Here is a 14,064-nt window from a genome sequence, read left to right as displayed (position 1 = left end):
CAGTGAAACGAATCAGCGATTCAGATGAGAAAAACGCCGCGAGCGGCAGGGCCGGTCGCGGCGTCGGTATCAGGGTCGGGAGGCGTTATTCCACCTGACCGTGGCAGTGCTTGTACTTCTTGCCCGAACCGCAGGGGCACGGCTCGTTGCGGCCGATCTTCGGTTCGTTGCGGATGGGCTCCATCGGCACCACGTTGTCAGCCGGTACTTCGCCTTCTTCTTCCGGCTCGTCGGTGACCTGCTCCATCGACGGCGCAGCGGCGTGCTGGAACTGCATGCGCTTGGCCATTTCCTCGGCTTCGCGGCGCAGGCGGGCTTCTTCTTCGGCCGGGTCTTCGCGGCGAACCTGGACGAAGGACAGCACGCGGATGGTGTCGCGCTTGATGGAGTTCAGCAGTTCCTGGAACAGGTTGAAGGACTCGCGCTTGTATTCCTGCTTCGGGTTCTTCTGCGCGTAACCACGCAGGTGGATACCGTGGCGCAGGTGATCCATGGTGGACAGGTGGTCCTTCCACAGGTCGTCCAGCACGCGCAGCAGCATCTGCTTCTCGAAGGTACGCAGGGCTTCGGCGCCCGCCATGTCTTCCTTCTCGTTGTAGGCCGCGACCAGCTCGGTGAGGATCTTCTCGCGCAGGGTTTCCTCGTAGAGCTTCTCGTCGTCGTCCAGCCACTGCTGGATCGGCAGCTTCAGACCGAAATCGCTGTACAGCGCGGCTTCCAGACCGGCGACGTCCCACTGTTCGGGCAGCGACTGCGGCGGAATGTGCTCGCTGACGGTGTTGTTCAGGGTCTCTTCGCGGAACTCGACGATGGTCTCGCCGATGTTGTCGGCCGCGAGCAGGGTGTTGCGCATGTGGTAGATCACCTTGCGCTGCTCGTTGGCGACGTCGTCGAACTCCAGCAGTTGCTTACGGATATCGAAGTTGCGGCCTTCGACCTTGCGCTGGGCCTTTTCGATGGCGTTGGTCACCATGCGGTGCTCGATCGCCTCGCCTGGCTGCATGCCGAGCGCCTTCATGAAGTTCTTCACCCGGTCGGAGGCGAAGATGCGCATCAGGTGGTCTTCCAGCGACAGGTAGAAGCGGCTCGAACCCGGGTCGCCCTGGCGACCGGCACGGCCGCGCAGCTGATTGTCGATACGGCGGGACTCGTGGCGCTCGGAGGCGATCACATGCAGGCCGCCCGACTCGATGACCTGCTGGTGACGCTTCTGCCAGTCGGCCTTGATCTGCGCGACCTGCTCGTCGGTGGGGTTTTCCAGCGCGGCGACTTCCACTTCCCAGTTGCCGCCCAGCAGGATGTCGGTACCCCGACCGGCCATGTTGGTGGCGATGGTGACCGAGCCCGGACGACCGGCCTGGGCGATGATCTCGGCTTCCTTCTCGTGGTACTTGGCGTTCAGTACCTTGTGCTCGATGCCGGCGTTCTGCAGCAGCTGCGAGACGTACTCGGAGGTCTCGACAGAGGCTGTACCCACGAGGATCGGACGGCCCAGAGCCTGGCACTGCTGCACGTCGGTGATGATGGCGGCGTACTTCTCGTCCTGGGTCAGGTAGACCAGGTCGTTGAAGTCCTTACGGGCAACCGGGCGGTGGGTCGGGATCACCACCACGTCCAGGCCGTAGGTCTGGCGGAATTCGAAGGCCTCGGTGTCGGCGGTACCGGTCATGCCGGCCAGCTTGGTGTAGAGGCGGAAGTAGTTCTGGAAGGTGGTCGAGGCCAGGGTCTGGCTCTCGGCCTGGATCGGCAGGTTTTCCTTCGCCTCGATGGCCTGGTGCAGGCCCTCGGAGAGGCGACGGCCCGGCATGGTACGGCCGGTGTGCTCGTCGATCAGCAGGACCTGGTCGCCCTGGACGATGTATTCCACGTTGCGGTGGAACAGGGTGTGGGCGCGCAGCGCGGCGTAGACGTGGGTCAGCAGGCTGAGGTTGTGCGCGGAGTAGAGGCTCTCACCCTCGGCCAGCAGGCCATTCTGGGTCAGCAGTTCCTCGACGTAGGCATGGCCCTGCTCGTTGAGTTCGACCTGACGGGTCTTCTCGTCGATGCTGTAGTGGCCCTGCTGGGTCACCTGGCCTTCAACTTCCTCGATGTGGCGCTTCAGGCGCGGGATCAGCTTGTTGATCTTGATGTACAGCTCGGAGCTGTCTTCGGCCTGGCCGGAGATGATCAGCGGAGTCCGCGCCTCGTCGATGAGGATGGAGTCCACTTCGTCGACCACGGCGAAGTTCAGCTCACGCTGGAACTTGTCTTCCAGGCTGAACGCCATGTTGTCGCGCAGGTAATCGAAGCCGAATTCGTTGTTGGTGCCGTAGGTAATGTCGGAGGCATACGCGGCACGCTTCTCCTCCGGCGGCTGGAACGGGCTGACGATGCCGACGGAAAGACCGAGGAACTCATACAGCGGGCGCATCCAGTTGGCGTCGCGGCGGGCCAGGTAGTCGTTCACGGTGACCACGTGCACGCCTTTGCCGGACAGGGCGTTCAGGTAGACAGCCAGGGTACCGACGAGGGTCTTGCCCTCACCGGTACGCATCTCGGCGATCTTGCCTTCGTGCAGGGTCATGCCGCCGATCAGCTGGACATCGAAGTGACGCATGCCCATCACGCGCTTGCCGGCCTCGCGGGCGACGGCGAAAGCCTCTGGAAGGATCTGGTCGAGGGTCTCGCCCTTGGCGACGCGTGCCTTGAACTCTTCGGTCTTGGCCTTCAGTTGCTCATCGGAAAGCGGGACCATCTGGGGCTCGAGTGCATTGATGGCCTGGACCTGCTTGGCCATGCGCTTCACTTCGCGCTCGTTCTTGCTTCCAAAGAGTTTTTTCAACAAAGGCGCAAACATATCGACTGGGTCATCCGAACTGGAGAATTGGAGGGCTGCCCGACTGGCTGGCCGCGGCGCGGAACGGCAATGAAGCGGGCATTCTACCCGGAAACTTCCGGGAAAAAAGTGCCGAAGTCATCCTCCGAAGCTTCGCATTCTGCGAGCCTCGGGGCAATGCATGGGCGGACAACTTTGAGTCCGAGTGAGTGATATGGTGACGCAGACAGGCAACTTCAAGGGCGGACAGTGGCGTCTGGCCCTGGGTGCATCTGTTACCATCCTTCTTCATTCACTCCCGGTTGCTCTCCATGGCCTTCCGCCCCCTGCCCGCCAAGGCGATGACCAAGTTGCTGCGCGAAGCCAAGCCGCTGCAGTCGCTGTTCGCCGAGGCGCAACGCCTCTCGCGCCTGCAGGAACTGCTCGACTCACAATTGCAACCCGCCGCACGCCCCTATTGCCGCGTCGCCTCCTGGCGTGAAGGCAGCCTGCTATTAGTGGTCACCGATGGTCACTGGGCTACGCGCCTGCGCTACCAGCAGAACCGCCTGCTGCGGCAACTGGCCGCGTTCGAGGAATTCAGGGGCCTGGTGCGCATTCTGTTCAAAGTGCAGCCGACGACCCAGGCGCCGACCCGGGTGAACACCAACCGCATCAGCGAGTCCGCCTCTGCCACCCTGCACGAAGCTGCCGAAGGCATCAGCAATCCGCAACTCAAGGCCGCGCTCGAGCGGCTCGCCAGCCGTAGCCGCAAACCACCGGAGCCGGGCGAAGAGTAAACAGCGGGGCATAAAAAAAGGCCACCCAAGGGTGGCCTTTAAAAGTTGTAGCTGAAAGGAGGAGGTTTCCTTATACGGCCGCAGCGGGTCGCATATAGGAGATCGGCGCGGTCTTGGCGTCCTCGAAGGTCACCACTTCCCAAGCATCCTTGTCTGCGATGAGGGTCCGCAGGAGACGGTTGTTCAGGGCGTGACCGGACTTGTAGCCGATGAACTCGCCGATGAGGCTGTTACCCAGCAGGTACAGGTCACCAATGGCGTCCAGGATCTTGTGCTTGACGAACTCGTCCTCGTAACGAAGACCGTCTTCGTTGAGCACTCGATACTCGTCGACCACGATGGCGTTCTCCACGCTGCCACCCAGAGCCAGGTTCTGCGAACGCAGCATCTCGATGTCGCGCATGAACCCGAAGGTACGGGCGCGGCTGACTTCCTTCACGAAGGAAGTGCTGGAGAAATCCACCACGGCTTTCTGGGTGCGACCACGGAAGACCGGGTGATCGAAATCGATCTCGAAGCTCACCTTGAAGCCGTCGAACGGAACGAAGGTGGCGCGCTTGTCGCCCTCTTCCACCGTCACTTCGCGCTTGATGCGGATGAACTTCTTGGCCGCGTCCTGCTCTTGCAGGCCAGCGGACTGGATCAGGAATACGAAGGGACCTGCGCTGCCGTCCATGATCGGTACTTCCGACGCGGACAGCTCGACATAGGCGTTGTCGATACCCAGGCCGGCCATGGCCGAAAGCAGATGCTCCACGGTATCCACTTTGACGTCACCCTTGATCAGGGTGGTCGACATGGTGGTTTCGCCGACGTTCGAGGCCCGGGCAGGAATTTCCACCACAGGGTCGAGGTCAGCCCGGCAGAACACGATGCCAGTATCGACGGGAGCCGGCTTCAGGGTCAGGTAAACCTTCTCCCCGGAGTGCAGGCCGACACCGGTCGCCCGGATGATGTTCTTCAAGGTGCGTTGTCTGATCATGGCTTTGGCCGCTTTCGCGCAAGTTGCGAACTGTTGTCAACAATGGGCGGCGATGATAGCAGAACCGCCCTTTGCTGAACACCAATCACATTGATACTCCTGATAAATCGACTCAATCGGCCTGGCGACGCAGAAAGGCCGGGATGTCCAGGTAGTCCAGATCGTCCTGCGGGTTCAGCTTGGCCGCGGTGGCAGCGCCGCCGTGGTTCTGATTGCGCATGACGGTCGGGCGATCCAGGTCGCGGTAGTTCACCGACTGCTGCTCACGCTGAACCGGAGCCTGGGCGCTGACGGCCTGGGTCTGGACGGTGTTGTCGACGACCTTGACCGGTTTTTCCAGGCGAGCGCCCAGGCCGGTGGCAACGACGGTGACGTGCAGCTCGTCGCGCATGTCCGGGTCGATCACGGTGCCCACCTTCACGGTGGCGTGCTCGGAAGCGAACTGCTCGATGATGTTACCCACGTCGGAGTACTCGCCCAGGGACAGGTCCGGACCTGCGGTGATGTTCACCAGGATGCCGCGGGCGCCCTGCAGGTTGACGTCTTCCAGCAGCGGGTTGCGGATCGCGGCTTCGGTCGCCTCGCGAGCACGGTTCGGGCCGCTGGCGCAGCCGGTGCCCATCATGGCCATGCCCATTTCGCTCATGACGGTTTTCACGTCGGCGAAGTCGACGTTGATCATGCCCGGGCGCTTGATGATGTCGGAGATACCGCGAACGGCACCGGCCAGAACATCGTCAGCCTTGGCAAAGGCGGCCAACAGGCTCGCGTCCTTGCCCAGGATGGTCAGCAGCTTTTCGTTCGGGATGGTGATCAGCGAGTCGACGCTTTCAGCCAGCGAGCGGATGCCTTCATCGGCGATCTGCATGCGCTTGCGACCCTCGAACGGGAACGGACGGGTCACCACCGCAACGGTGAGGATGCCCATCTCCTTGGCCACTTCGGCGATGATCGGCGCAGCACCGGTACCGGTACCGCCACCCATGCCGGTGGTGATGAAGACCATGTCGGCGCCTTCCAGAACCTCGGCGATACGCTCGCGGTCCTCGATGGCGGCCTGGCGGCCTACTTCAGGGTTGGCGCCAGCGCCCAGGCCCTTGGTCACGCCTGGGCCGAGCTGCAGCACGGTGCGCGCGGCGATGTTCTTCAGCGCCTGCGCATCGGTGTTGGCGCAAATGAATTCGACGCCATCAACGTTGTTCTTGGCCATGTGGTTCACGGCGTTGCCGCCACCACCACCTACGCCGATCACCTTGATGACTGCTGTTTGCGGGACGTTATCTACCAGTTCAAACATTTCCCCTCTCCTTCCTTTCTAGTTGTGTCGCCTACGTTTACCGCGGTGGTAAATCAGAAATTGCCCTGGACCCAGCGTTTAAGCTTTTCCAGTACCGGTGTCTTGGGTTCGTCACTGCTGAAACTGCTGCCGGACATGGAGATGCCGTCGGACTGTTTCTGCAGTCCGTACAGGAGCAGCCCCACACCCGTGGAATAGATGGGATTGCGCACGACGTCGGCCAGTCCCTTGACGCTATGCGGTACGCCCAGGCGTACCGGCATGTGGAAGATCTCTTCGGCCAGTTCGACAGCGCCTTCCATCTTGGCGGTGCCGCCGGTCATGACGATTCCGGCTGGAATCAGGTCTTCGTAACCGCTGCGGCGCAGCTCGGCCTGGACCAGGGTGAACAGCTCGTCGTAACGAGGCTCGACCACTTCGGCAAGCGCCTGGCGCGACAGTTCCCGCGGCGGACGATCACCGACGCTGGGTACCTTGATGGTTTCGCCCGGACCGGCCAATTTGGCCAGCGCGCAGGCGTAGCGAATCTTGATTTCCTCAGCGTACTGAGTCGGGGTGCGCAGCGCCATGGCGATATCGTTGGTGACCTGATCGCCGGCGATCGGGATGACAGCCGTATGGCGGATGGCGCCTTCGGTGAAGATCGCGATGTCGGTGGTGCCGCCGCCGATGTCCACCAGGCAAACGCCCAGTTCCTTCTCGTCCTCGGTGAGCACGGAGTAGGCCGACGCCAGTTGCTCGAGGATGATGTCGTCGACTTCCAGGCCGCAGCGGCGCACGCACTTCTCGATGTTCTGCGCAGCGTTCACCGCGCAGGTCACCACGTGCACCTTGGCTTCCAGACGCACGCCGGACATGCCCAGCGGCTCACGCACGCCTTCCTGGTTATCGATCACGTAGTCCTGGGCCAGGGTGTGCAGCACACGCTGGTCGGCCGGGATGGCCACGGCCTGGGCCGCGTCCAGCACGCGCTCGATATCGGCGCCGCTGACTTCGCGGTCGCGGATCGCCACGATGCCGTGGGAGTTCAGGCTGCGGATATGGTTGCCGGCAATGCCGACGAAGGCCGAGTGGATACGGCAGCCCGCCATCTGCTGGGCTTCATCGATGGCGCGCTGGATCGATTGCACGGTGGACTCGATGTTCACCACCACGCCCTTCTTCAGGCCGCGCGACGGATGCGTCCCGATGCCGACGATTTCCAGCTTGCCATCGGCCGCCACCTCGCCCACCAGCGCCACCACCTTGGAGGTGCCGATGTCCAGGCCGACGACCATTTTGCCGCTCTGCACGCTTGCCATGTTTATAGAAGTCTCCTCAACTCACTGCGCGGCGGTGGTCTGAGCCACCGTCGCTTCCGGCACCGGATCACGCCATGCCACGGCCAGGCCGTTGGGGTAGCGCATGTCGATGCGGGCAATTTTCGTAATCTGTTCTTTCAGCGCCTTGTCGTAGATGGTCACGAGCCGGCGAATCTGTTCTACCGCGTGGTCGCGGCCCAGCATGATCTCCACGCCTTGCGCGGTGCCCAGGGTCCAGGCGCCGCGCGAACTCATGTCCAGGCTGGCGATGGTGAAGCCCAGCGGGCGGAGCATCTGGCTGAGAATCTGGTACTGCTGCATCACTTGCTGCTGAGCGCGCTGCGGGCCGGAAAGGCGCGGCAGGTGCTCGTAGTTGGCCACTTCCCGCGGTGCAAAAGCCTGACCCTGATTGTTCAGCAAGGCTTCGTCACCCCAACGGGCGATGGGCAATTGCTCGTCCAGGCGGATAACCACCTGATCAGGCCATACACGGCGCACCTCGGCATGAGCGATCCAGGGCATCTGTTCCAGCTCCTGGCGCATGCCGGCCAGGTCGATGGTGAAGAAGCTGGCCGACACGTAGGGGCTGATCCGCTGCTGCACTGCCGCCTGGCTGATGTAGCTGAGGTCGCCTTCCACGCTGACCTTGGCGATCGGACGGTCTGCATAAGGCAGCACGTACTGCGCGCCGTAGTAGGCACCAGCGCCGAGCACGCCCAGCACCAGCGGCCACAGCAGCACCTTCAGGAAGCCGAAGCTGGGCTTGGGCATGCGAGCGCTGAGCGGCTCCTTGGCCACCAGACGGCTGGCGCCGCGCGGCACCGGCTTGCGTGCGGGAGCACGGCCGATTCCGGGATTCTGGTGACGAAGCTGCGCGCCGTTCATGACTTACCCCCTTGCCTCGACGCTGTCGGCGAGGATCGCCAGCACCAGCTGCTGGAAATCCAGGCCGGCCGCGCGCGCGGCCATGGGCACCAGGCTGTGGTCGGTCATGCCCGGTGCGGTGTTCACTTCCAACAGCCAGAAGCGCCCTTGGGCGTCCTGCATCACGTCGGCCCGGCCCCAGCCCTGGATGCCGAGGGCATCGCAGGCGCGCGCGGTCAGGTCCTTGAGTTCCTGTTCCTTGTCGGCATCCAGGCCGCAGGGAATCTGGTACTGGGTATCGTTGGCCAGGTACTTGGCGTCGTAGTCGTAGAAGGTGTGCGGGGTACCCAGGCGAATGGGCGGCAGCACCTGGCCACGCAAGATCGCGACGGTAAACTCGGGGCCGCTGATCCATTGCTCGACGAGCACCTGCGGATCGTATTTCGCGGCACCGGCCCAGGCGGCAATCAGCTCTTGCTCGCTGTTCACCTTGGCCATGCCGATGCTCGAACCCTCGCTGGCCGGCTTGACGATCAGCGGGAAGCCCAGTTTCGCCGCAGCCGCGCGGCAATCTTCCTCGCTGGCGAGGACGGCGTGGTCAGGCGTCGGCAGACCGAGGCTCAGCCACACGCGCTTGGTACGCAGCTTGTCCATGGCCAGGGCGGACGCCAGCACACCGCTGCCGGTGTAGGGGATGCCGGCGATTTCCAGCAGGCCCTGCATGGTCCCGTCTTCACCGCCACGACCGTGGAGGATGACGAAGGCGCGGTCGATCTTCTCGCGGGTCAGACGTTCCAGCAGATCGTCGCCCACGTCGATGCCGAAGGCATCCACGCCCGCGCCCTGCAGGGCCTGCAGCACCATGGCGCCGGACTTCAGCGACACCTCGCGCTCGGCGCTCTTGCCGCCGTACAGCACGGCGACGCGACCGAAGGCGCGGGGCTCGAGGGCGGATTTGAGGGCGTCACTCATTGCTTCTTCCCCTCGGCGCCCGCAGCAGCGGCGCCGAACATCGGATTCTTGATCAGTGCCGGAGCCAGCCCGCCGATGTCGCCGGCGCCTTGGCAAAGCAGGATGTCGCCCGGACGCAGCAGCGGCTTGAGCAGCGAGGCGAGGTCGCCACCGCGCTCCAGGTAGATCGGATCGAGCTGGCCGCGCTGGCGGATGCTGTGGCACAGGTGACGGCTGTCGGCGCCGGGTATCGGCTCTTCGCCGGCCGGGTAGACCTCCATCAGCATCAGCACATTGGCCTCGCCGAGCACCTGCACGAAGTCGTCATACAGATCGCGGGTACGGCTGAAGCGGTGCGGCTGGTAGACCATCACCAGTCGACGCTCCGGCCAACCGCCGCGCACGGCCTTGATCACTGCCGCGACTTCGCGCGGGTGGTGGCCGTAGTCGTCGACCAGCATCACGCTGCCGCCTTCCACCTGCAGGTCGCCATAGACCTGGAAGCGCCGGCCCACGCCCTGGAAGCCGGACAGGCCCTGGACGATGGCTTCGTCGGAGATACCTTCGTCGGTAGCGATGACGATGGTCGCCAGGGAGTTCAGCACGTTGTGCAGGCCGGGCATGTTCACCGAAACGTCCAGCGGCTCGCGCTCGGGGCGCAGCACGGTGAAGTAGGTGCGCATGCCTTCCTGGCGGATATTGATGGCGCGGACGTCCGCGTCCTCGCTCAGGCCGTAGGTCACGGTCGGACGCGCCACCTGCGGCAGGATCTCACGCACCACCGGGTCGTCCACGCAGACTACGGCCAGGCCGTAGAACGGCAGGTTATGCAGGAAGTCGACGAAGGTGCGCTTGAGTTTGTTGAAGTCGCCGCCGTAGGTGCTCATGTGGTCGGCGTCGATATTGGTGACCACCGAGACCATCGGCTGCAGGTGCAGGAAGCTGGCGTCGCTCTCGTCGGCCTCGGCCACCAGGTAGCGGCTGGTGCCCAGCTGCGCGTTGGTGCCGGCAGCGTTCAGGCGGCCGCCGATGACGAAGGTCGGGTCCAGGCCGCCGGCGGCGAATACCGAGGCGATCAGGCTGGTGGTGGTGGTCTTGCCATGGGTGCCGGCGACGGCGATGCCGTGGCGGTAGCGCATCAGCTCGGCGAGCATCTCGGCGCGCGGCACCACCGGCACGCGGCGATCCAGCGCGGCGGCAACTTCCGGGTTCGACTTGTTCACTGCGCTGGACACCACCAGCACATCAGCGCCGTCGGAGTTTTCCGCGCGGTGACCGATGAAGATTTCCGCGCCGAACTTTTCCAGGCGCTCGGTGACCGGAGAAGCCTTGAGGTCCGAGCCGGAGACTTCGTAGCCGAGGTTGAGCAGCACCTCCGCGATACCGCACATGCCCACGCCGCCGATGCCGACGAAGTGGATGCGACGGATGCGCCGCATGGTACGGGTGACGCCGGTGGGTTCTTTAACCACGGGCCACCTCCAGGCAGGCATCGACTACCGTGCGGGTAGCCTCGGGCTTGGCCAGGCTGCGGGCGCGAGCGGCCATGCGGGTCAGGGAATCGGGATGCATCAATACCTCGGACAACTGCGCGGCCAGTTCGGCAGCGCTGGTAGATTTCTGCGGCAGCAGGTGGGCAGCGCCCTCCCGCACCAGGAATTCGGCGTTCTTGGTCTGGTGGTCGTCGATCGCGTGGGGCAGCGGCACCAGGAAGGACGGCAGGCCGGCGGCGGTCAGCTCGCTGACGGTCAGTGCACCGGCGCGGCAGATGACCAGATCGGCCCAGGCGTAGGCCGCGGCCATGTCGGCGATGAACGGAGCTACGTCCGCTTCGACACCCGCGGCGCGATAACGCTCCGCCGTGATTTCGTCATGCTGACGACCGGCCTGATGGCGAATGGCCGGGCGAATCTGTGCCTGCACCTGCGCCAGCGCTTCAGGCAACAGCTTGTTCAGCGGCTCGGCGCCCAGGCTGCCGCCCAGTACCAGCAGGTTGACACGACGACCGGCCAGCGGTGCGCGGGCGCCCTCTTCCAGGAACAATTCGGCGCGCACCGGGTTGCCGGTGGTCAGGCGCTTGGCGCTGCTGTCGAAGGTGTCCGGGAAGGCTTCGCAGACGCGCTTGGCCAGCGGCGCGAGGCTGCGGTTGGCGGTGCCGGCGACGGCATTCTGTTCATGGATCACCAGCGGCACGCCGGACAGCTTGGCGGCCAGTCCGCCCGGACCAGTGACGTAGCCACCCAGGCCGAGCACGCACACCGGCTTGAGCTGGCGAACCACGCCGATAGCCTGGAACAGCGACTTGAGCAGGTCGAACGGCGCGCGCAGCAGCGACTTCAGGCCCTTGCCACGCAAGCCGCTGACGTTGATCAGGTGCAACGGTAGGCCGGCCTTGGGTACCAGGTCGTTCTCGATGCCGCGCGGAGTGCCCAGCCAGTGCACGCTGTAACCGCGCGCCTGGAACTCACGGGCGCAGGCCAGGGCCGGGAACACATGTCCGCCGGTGCCACCCGCCATGATCAGGACGTTACCTTTCATCGGCAAAGTCCTCTTCGCTGAATTCATATTCCTCGCTGCCCATCACGGTGCGGCGTTCCCATTCGATGCGCAGCAGCATTCCCAGCTGGGCGCAGCAGATCACCAGGGACGAACCGCCATAGCTGAGGAACGGCAGGGTCAGGCCCTTGGTCGGCAGCAGGCCGACGTTCACACCCACGTTGATCAGGAACTGGCCGATCCACAGGAAGGCCAGGCCGTAGGCGACGTAAGCGGAGAAGTACTGTTTCGACTGCTCGGCCCAGATGCCGATGTACAGCGCGCGCAGGCTGACGAAGACGAACAGGGCCACGGTGGCCATGGCGCCGACGATGCCCAGCTCTTCGGCGAGCACGGCGAACACGAAGTCGGTGTGCGCTTCGGGCAGGTAGAACTGCTTCTGGATGCTGTTGCCCAGGCCCATGCCGGTCCAGCCGCCACGGCCGAAGGCGATCAGCGCCTGGCTGAGCTGGTAGCCCGCGCCGAACTGGTCGGCCCAGGGGTCGGTGAAGTTGGTCAGGCGTGCCATCCGGTAGGGCTGGGTCTGGATCAGCAGCACCACGGCACCGACCGCCAGCGCGACCATCAGGCCGAAGCGGAACAGGCCCACGCCGCCGAGGAACAGCATCGCGGCGGCAGCGCCCATCATCACCACGGTGGCGCCGAAGTCCGGCTCGCGCAGCAGCAGGCCGGCCATGGGCAGCAGCACCACGAACGGCTTGAAGAAGCCCAGCCAGCTCTCGCGCACTTCTTCCTGACGACGAACCAGGTAGCCGGCCATGAAGATCACCACGAAGACCTTGGCGATCTCCGAGGGCTGGATGTTGAACAGACCGAAGCCGATCCAGCGCATGGAGCCGTTCACCTCGCGGCCGATGCCGGGGGTGATCACCATGACCAGCAGCACGAAGGCCACGGCCAGCAGTTTCCAGCCCCAGCGCTGCCAGGTTTCCATCGGCACCATCATGGTCACGCCGCAGGCGACGAAGCCGATGGCCAGGTAGATCAGGTGGCGGACCGAGAAGTACAGCGGGTTGCCGGACTGCGCCGCGGCGACTTCGGAGGATGCCGAAGTGACCATCACCAACCCCAGGCCGAGTAGCGCCAGGCAACCTGCCAGCAACGGGAAATCGATATCGATGCCGTTGCGGCTGATCAGCGGGGACGGGTACGGGCGCAGGAAGGAGAACATCAGGCGAGGTCCTCCACGGCCTTGGCGAACAGCCGTCCGCGTTCTTCGTAGTTCTTGAACATGTCCAGGCTCGCGCAGGCCGGCGACAGCAGCACGGCGTCGCCCGGCAGGGCGAGGTCGGCAGCGTGCTCGACGGCTTCCTCGAGGGTATTCACACGAACCTTGGGTACGGCATTGCCGATGGCAACGCTCACCAGCTCGGCATCGCGGCCCAGCAGCACCACAGCACGGCAGTGCTGGGCAACGGGGCCACGCAGGTCATTGAAGTCGGCGCCCTTGCCGTCGCCTCCGGCGATCAGCACCAGCTTGCCGTCGATATCGGCGCCCAGGCCTTCGATGGCGGCCAGGGCGGCGCCGACATTGGTGGCCTTGGAGTCGTCGTAGTAGTTCACGCCGTTGCGCTCGCGCACCCACTGGCAGCGGTGGGCAAGGCCAGCGAATTCACGCAGGGTCTGCAGCATCGGCTCGAACGGCAGCCCAACGGCATGCCCCAGGGCCAGCGCGGCCAGGGCATTGGACTGGTTGTGCGCGCCGCGAATCTTCAGCTCGCGGGCTGGCATCAACTTGTCGAACTGGAAGGCCAGCCATTTCTCACCGTCTTCTTCGATCAGGCCGAAGGCCTTGAAGTCCGGCTTGTTGGTGCCGAAAGTCCAGCACGGTACGTTGTCGGCGATCAGCGGGCGGCTCAGCGCGTCGGCGCGGTTTACCACGACCTGCTTCGCACCGCGGAAAATGCGGTGCTTGGCCAGGTGGTAATCGGCCATGCCGTCATAGCGGTCCATGTGGTCTTCGCTGACGTTCAGACAGGTGGCGACTTCGGCGTTCAGGCGCTCGCAGGTTTCCAGCTGGAAGCTGGACAGCTCCACCACGTACAACTCGACGTCATCGGCCAGCAGGTCCAGCGCCGGAGTGCCGAGGTTACCGCCCACGGCGACGCGCTTGCCGGCAGCCTTGGCCATGTCGCCTACCAGGGTGGTGACGGTGCTCTTGGCGTTGGAACCGGTGATGGCGACGATCGGTGCCTTCGCATGACGCGCGAACAGGTCGACATCGCCGGACAGGCGTACGCCGCGAGCCGCAGCCTCCACCAGCGCAGGCACGCGCAGCGACAGGCCGGGGCTCACGTAGAGCTCCTGGGCACGGCAGAGGAAATCGGCGTCGAGGTCGCCGCAGCGCACCTCGACCTGCGGGTACTGCTCGCGCAGGGTCGCCAGCTCCGGCGGATTCGCGCGCGTATCGGCCACGGCAAACGGCACACCCTGGCGCGCCAGGAAGCGCACCAGGGACATGCCGCTCTTGCCGAGGCCGACAACGATGCGGAATTGGTCGGAAGCGATCAGGCTCATGC

Annotated in this window: 11 protein-coding genes; 1 reads left to right on the top strand and 10 read right to left on the bottom strand. The window is 64.5% G+C overall.

Translation table 11 applies throughout. The annotated features are described in order from the left end of the window. Positions 1-85: 85 nt before the first annotated feature. Positions 86-2,836, bottom strand: a complete 2,751-nt coding sequence (secA, locus tag LDJ84_RS06065) for a preprotein translocase subunit SecA (protein WP_226046069.1) — start codon at positions 2,834-2,836, stop codon at positions 86-88. A 290-nt stretch (positions 2,837-3,126) separates the two neighbouring features. On the opposite strand from secA, the gene LDJ84_RS06060 reads away from it, so the two are divergent. Next, complete coding sequence (locus LDJ84_RS06060; protein ID WP_065083905.1) at positions 3,127-3,594, top strand: DUF721 domain-containing protein; 468 nt, start codon at positions 3,127-3,129, stop codon at positions 3,592-3,594. A gap of 70 nt (positions 3,595-3,664) precedes the next feature. On the opposite strand, the gene lpxC is transcribed toward LDJ84_RS06060, so the two are convergent. The 9 genes from lpxC to murD form a co-directional block, all read right to left on the bottom strand. Continuing rightward, positions 3,665-4,576, bottom strand: coding sequence for a UDP-3-O-acyl-N-acetylglucosamine deacetylase (gene lpxC / locus LDJ84_RS06055; RefSeq protein WP_024764067.1), 912 nt, complete (start codon positions 4,574-4,576; stop codon positions 3,665-3,667). A gap of 112 nt (positions 4,577-4,688) precedes the next feature. Further along, positions 4,689-5,873, bottom strand: a complete 1,185-nt coding sequence (gene ftsZ / locus LDJ84_RS06050; RefSeq protein WP_024764066.1) for a cell division protein FtsZ — start codon at positions 5,871-5,873, stop codon at positions 4,689-4,691. 53 nt (positions 5,874-5,926) lie between these two features. Further along, positions 5,927-7,174, bottom strand: coding sequence for a cell division protein FtsA (ftsA, locus tag LDJ84_RS06045; protein ID WP_024764065.1), 1,248 nt, complete (start codon positions 7,172-7,174; stop codon positions 5,927-5,929). A gap of 21 nt (positions 7,175-7,195) precedes the next feature. Further along, a complete protein-coding gene (locus LDJ84_RS06040) occupies positions 7,196-8,059 on the bottom strand; it encodes a cell division protein FtsQ/DivIB (RefSeq protein ID WP_037009767.1) in 864 nt (287 codons plus the stop codon). Between the two features lie 3 nt (positions 8,060-8,062). Next, on the bottom strand, positions 8,063-9,010 hold the full coding sequence (locus tag LDJ84_RS06035; protein WP_226046068.1) for a D-alanine--D-alanine ligase: 948 nt from the start codon (positions 9,008-9,010) through the stop codon (positions 8,063-8,065). Continuing rightward, positions 9,007-10,461: a UDP-N-acetylmuramate--L-alanine ligase gene (murC, locus tag LDJ84_RS06030; RefSeq protein ID WP_054906587.1), complete on the bottom strand. Its 1,455-nt coding sequence runs from the start codon at positions 10,459-10,461 to the stop codon at positions 9,007-9,009. Before murC ends, LDJ84_RS06035 begins: the two co-directional genes overlap by 4 nt. Beyond that, positions 10,454-11,527 carry an undecaprenyldiphospho-muramoylpentapeptide beta-N-acetylglucosaminyltransferase gene (murG, locus tag LDJ84_RS06025; protein WP_037009769.1) on the bottom strand — a complete coding sequence of 358 codons (1,074 nt, stop codon included), beginning with the start codon at positions 11,525-11,527 and terminating at the stop codon, positions 10,454-10,456. The genes murC and murG overlap by 8 nt, the downstream gene beginning before the upstream one ends. Then, entirely contained in the window at positions 11,517-12,716 is a 1,200-nt protein-coding gene (gene ftsW, locus LDJ84_RS06020) for a putative lipid II flippase FtsW (protein ID WP_017518101.1), read from the bottom strand. Before ftsW ends, murG begins: the two co-directional genes overlap by 11 nt. Next, positions 12,716-14,062 carry a UDP-N-acetylmuramoyl-L-alanine--D-glutamate ligase gene (gene murD, locus LDJ84_RS06015; RefSeq protein ID WP_038803243.1) on the bottom strand — a complete coding sequence of 449 codons (1,347 nt, stop codon included), beginning with the start codon at positions 14,060-14,062 and terminating at the stop codon, positions 12,716-12,718. Before murD ends, ftsW begins: the two co-directional genes overlap by 1 nt. Between the last annotated feature and the right edge of the window lie 2 nt (positions 14,063-14,064).

Origin of the sequence: Pseudomonas sp. HS-18 (assembly GCF_020401845.1) — a bacterium.
Lineage (GTDB): Bacteria > Pseudomonadota > Gammaproteobacteria > Pseudomonadales > Pseudomonadaceae > Pseudomonas > Pseudomonas nitroreducens.
The sequence above is the reverse complement of the archived record's forward strand: the minus strand, read 5'-3'. Positions and strand labels throughout refer to the sequence as shown.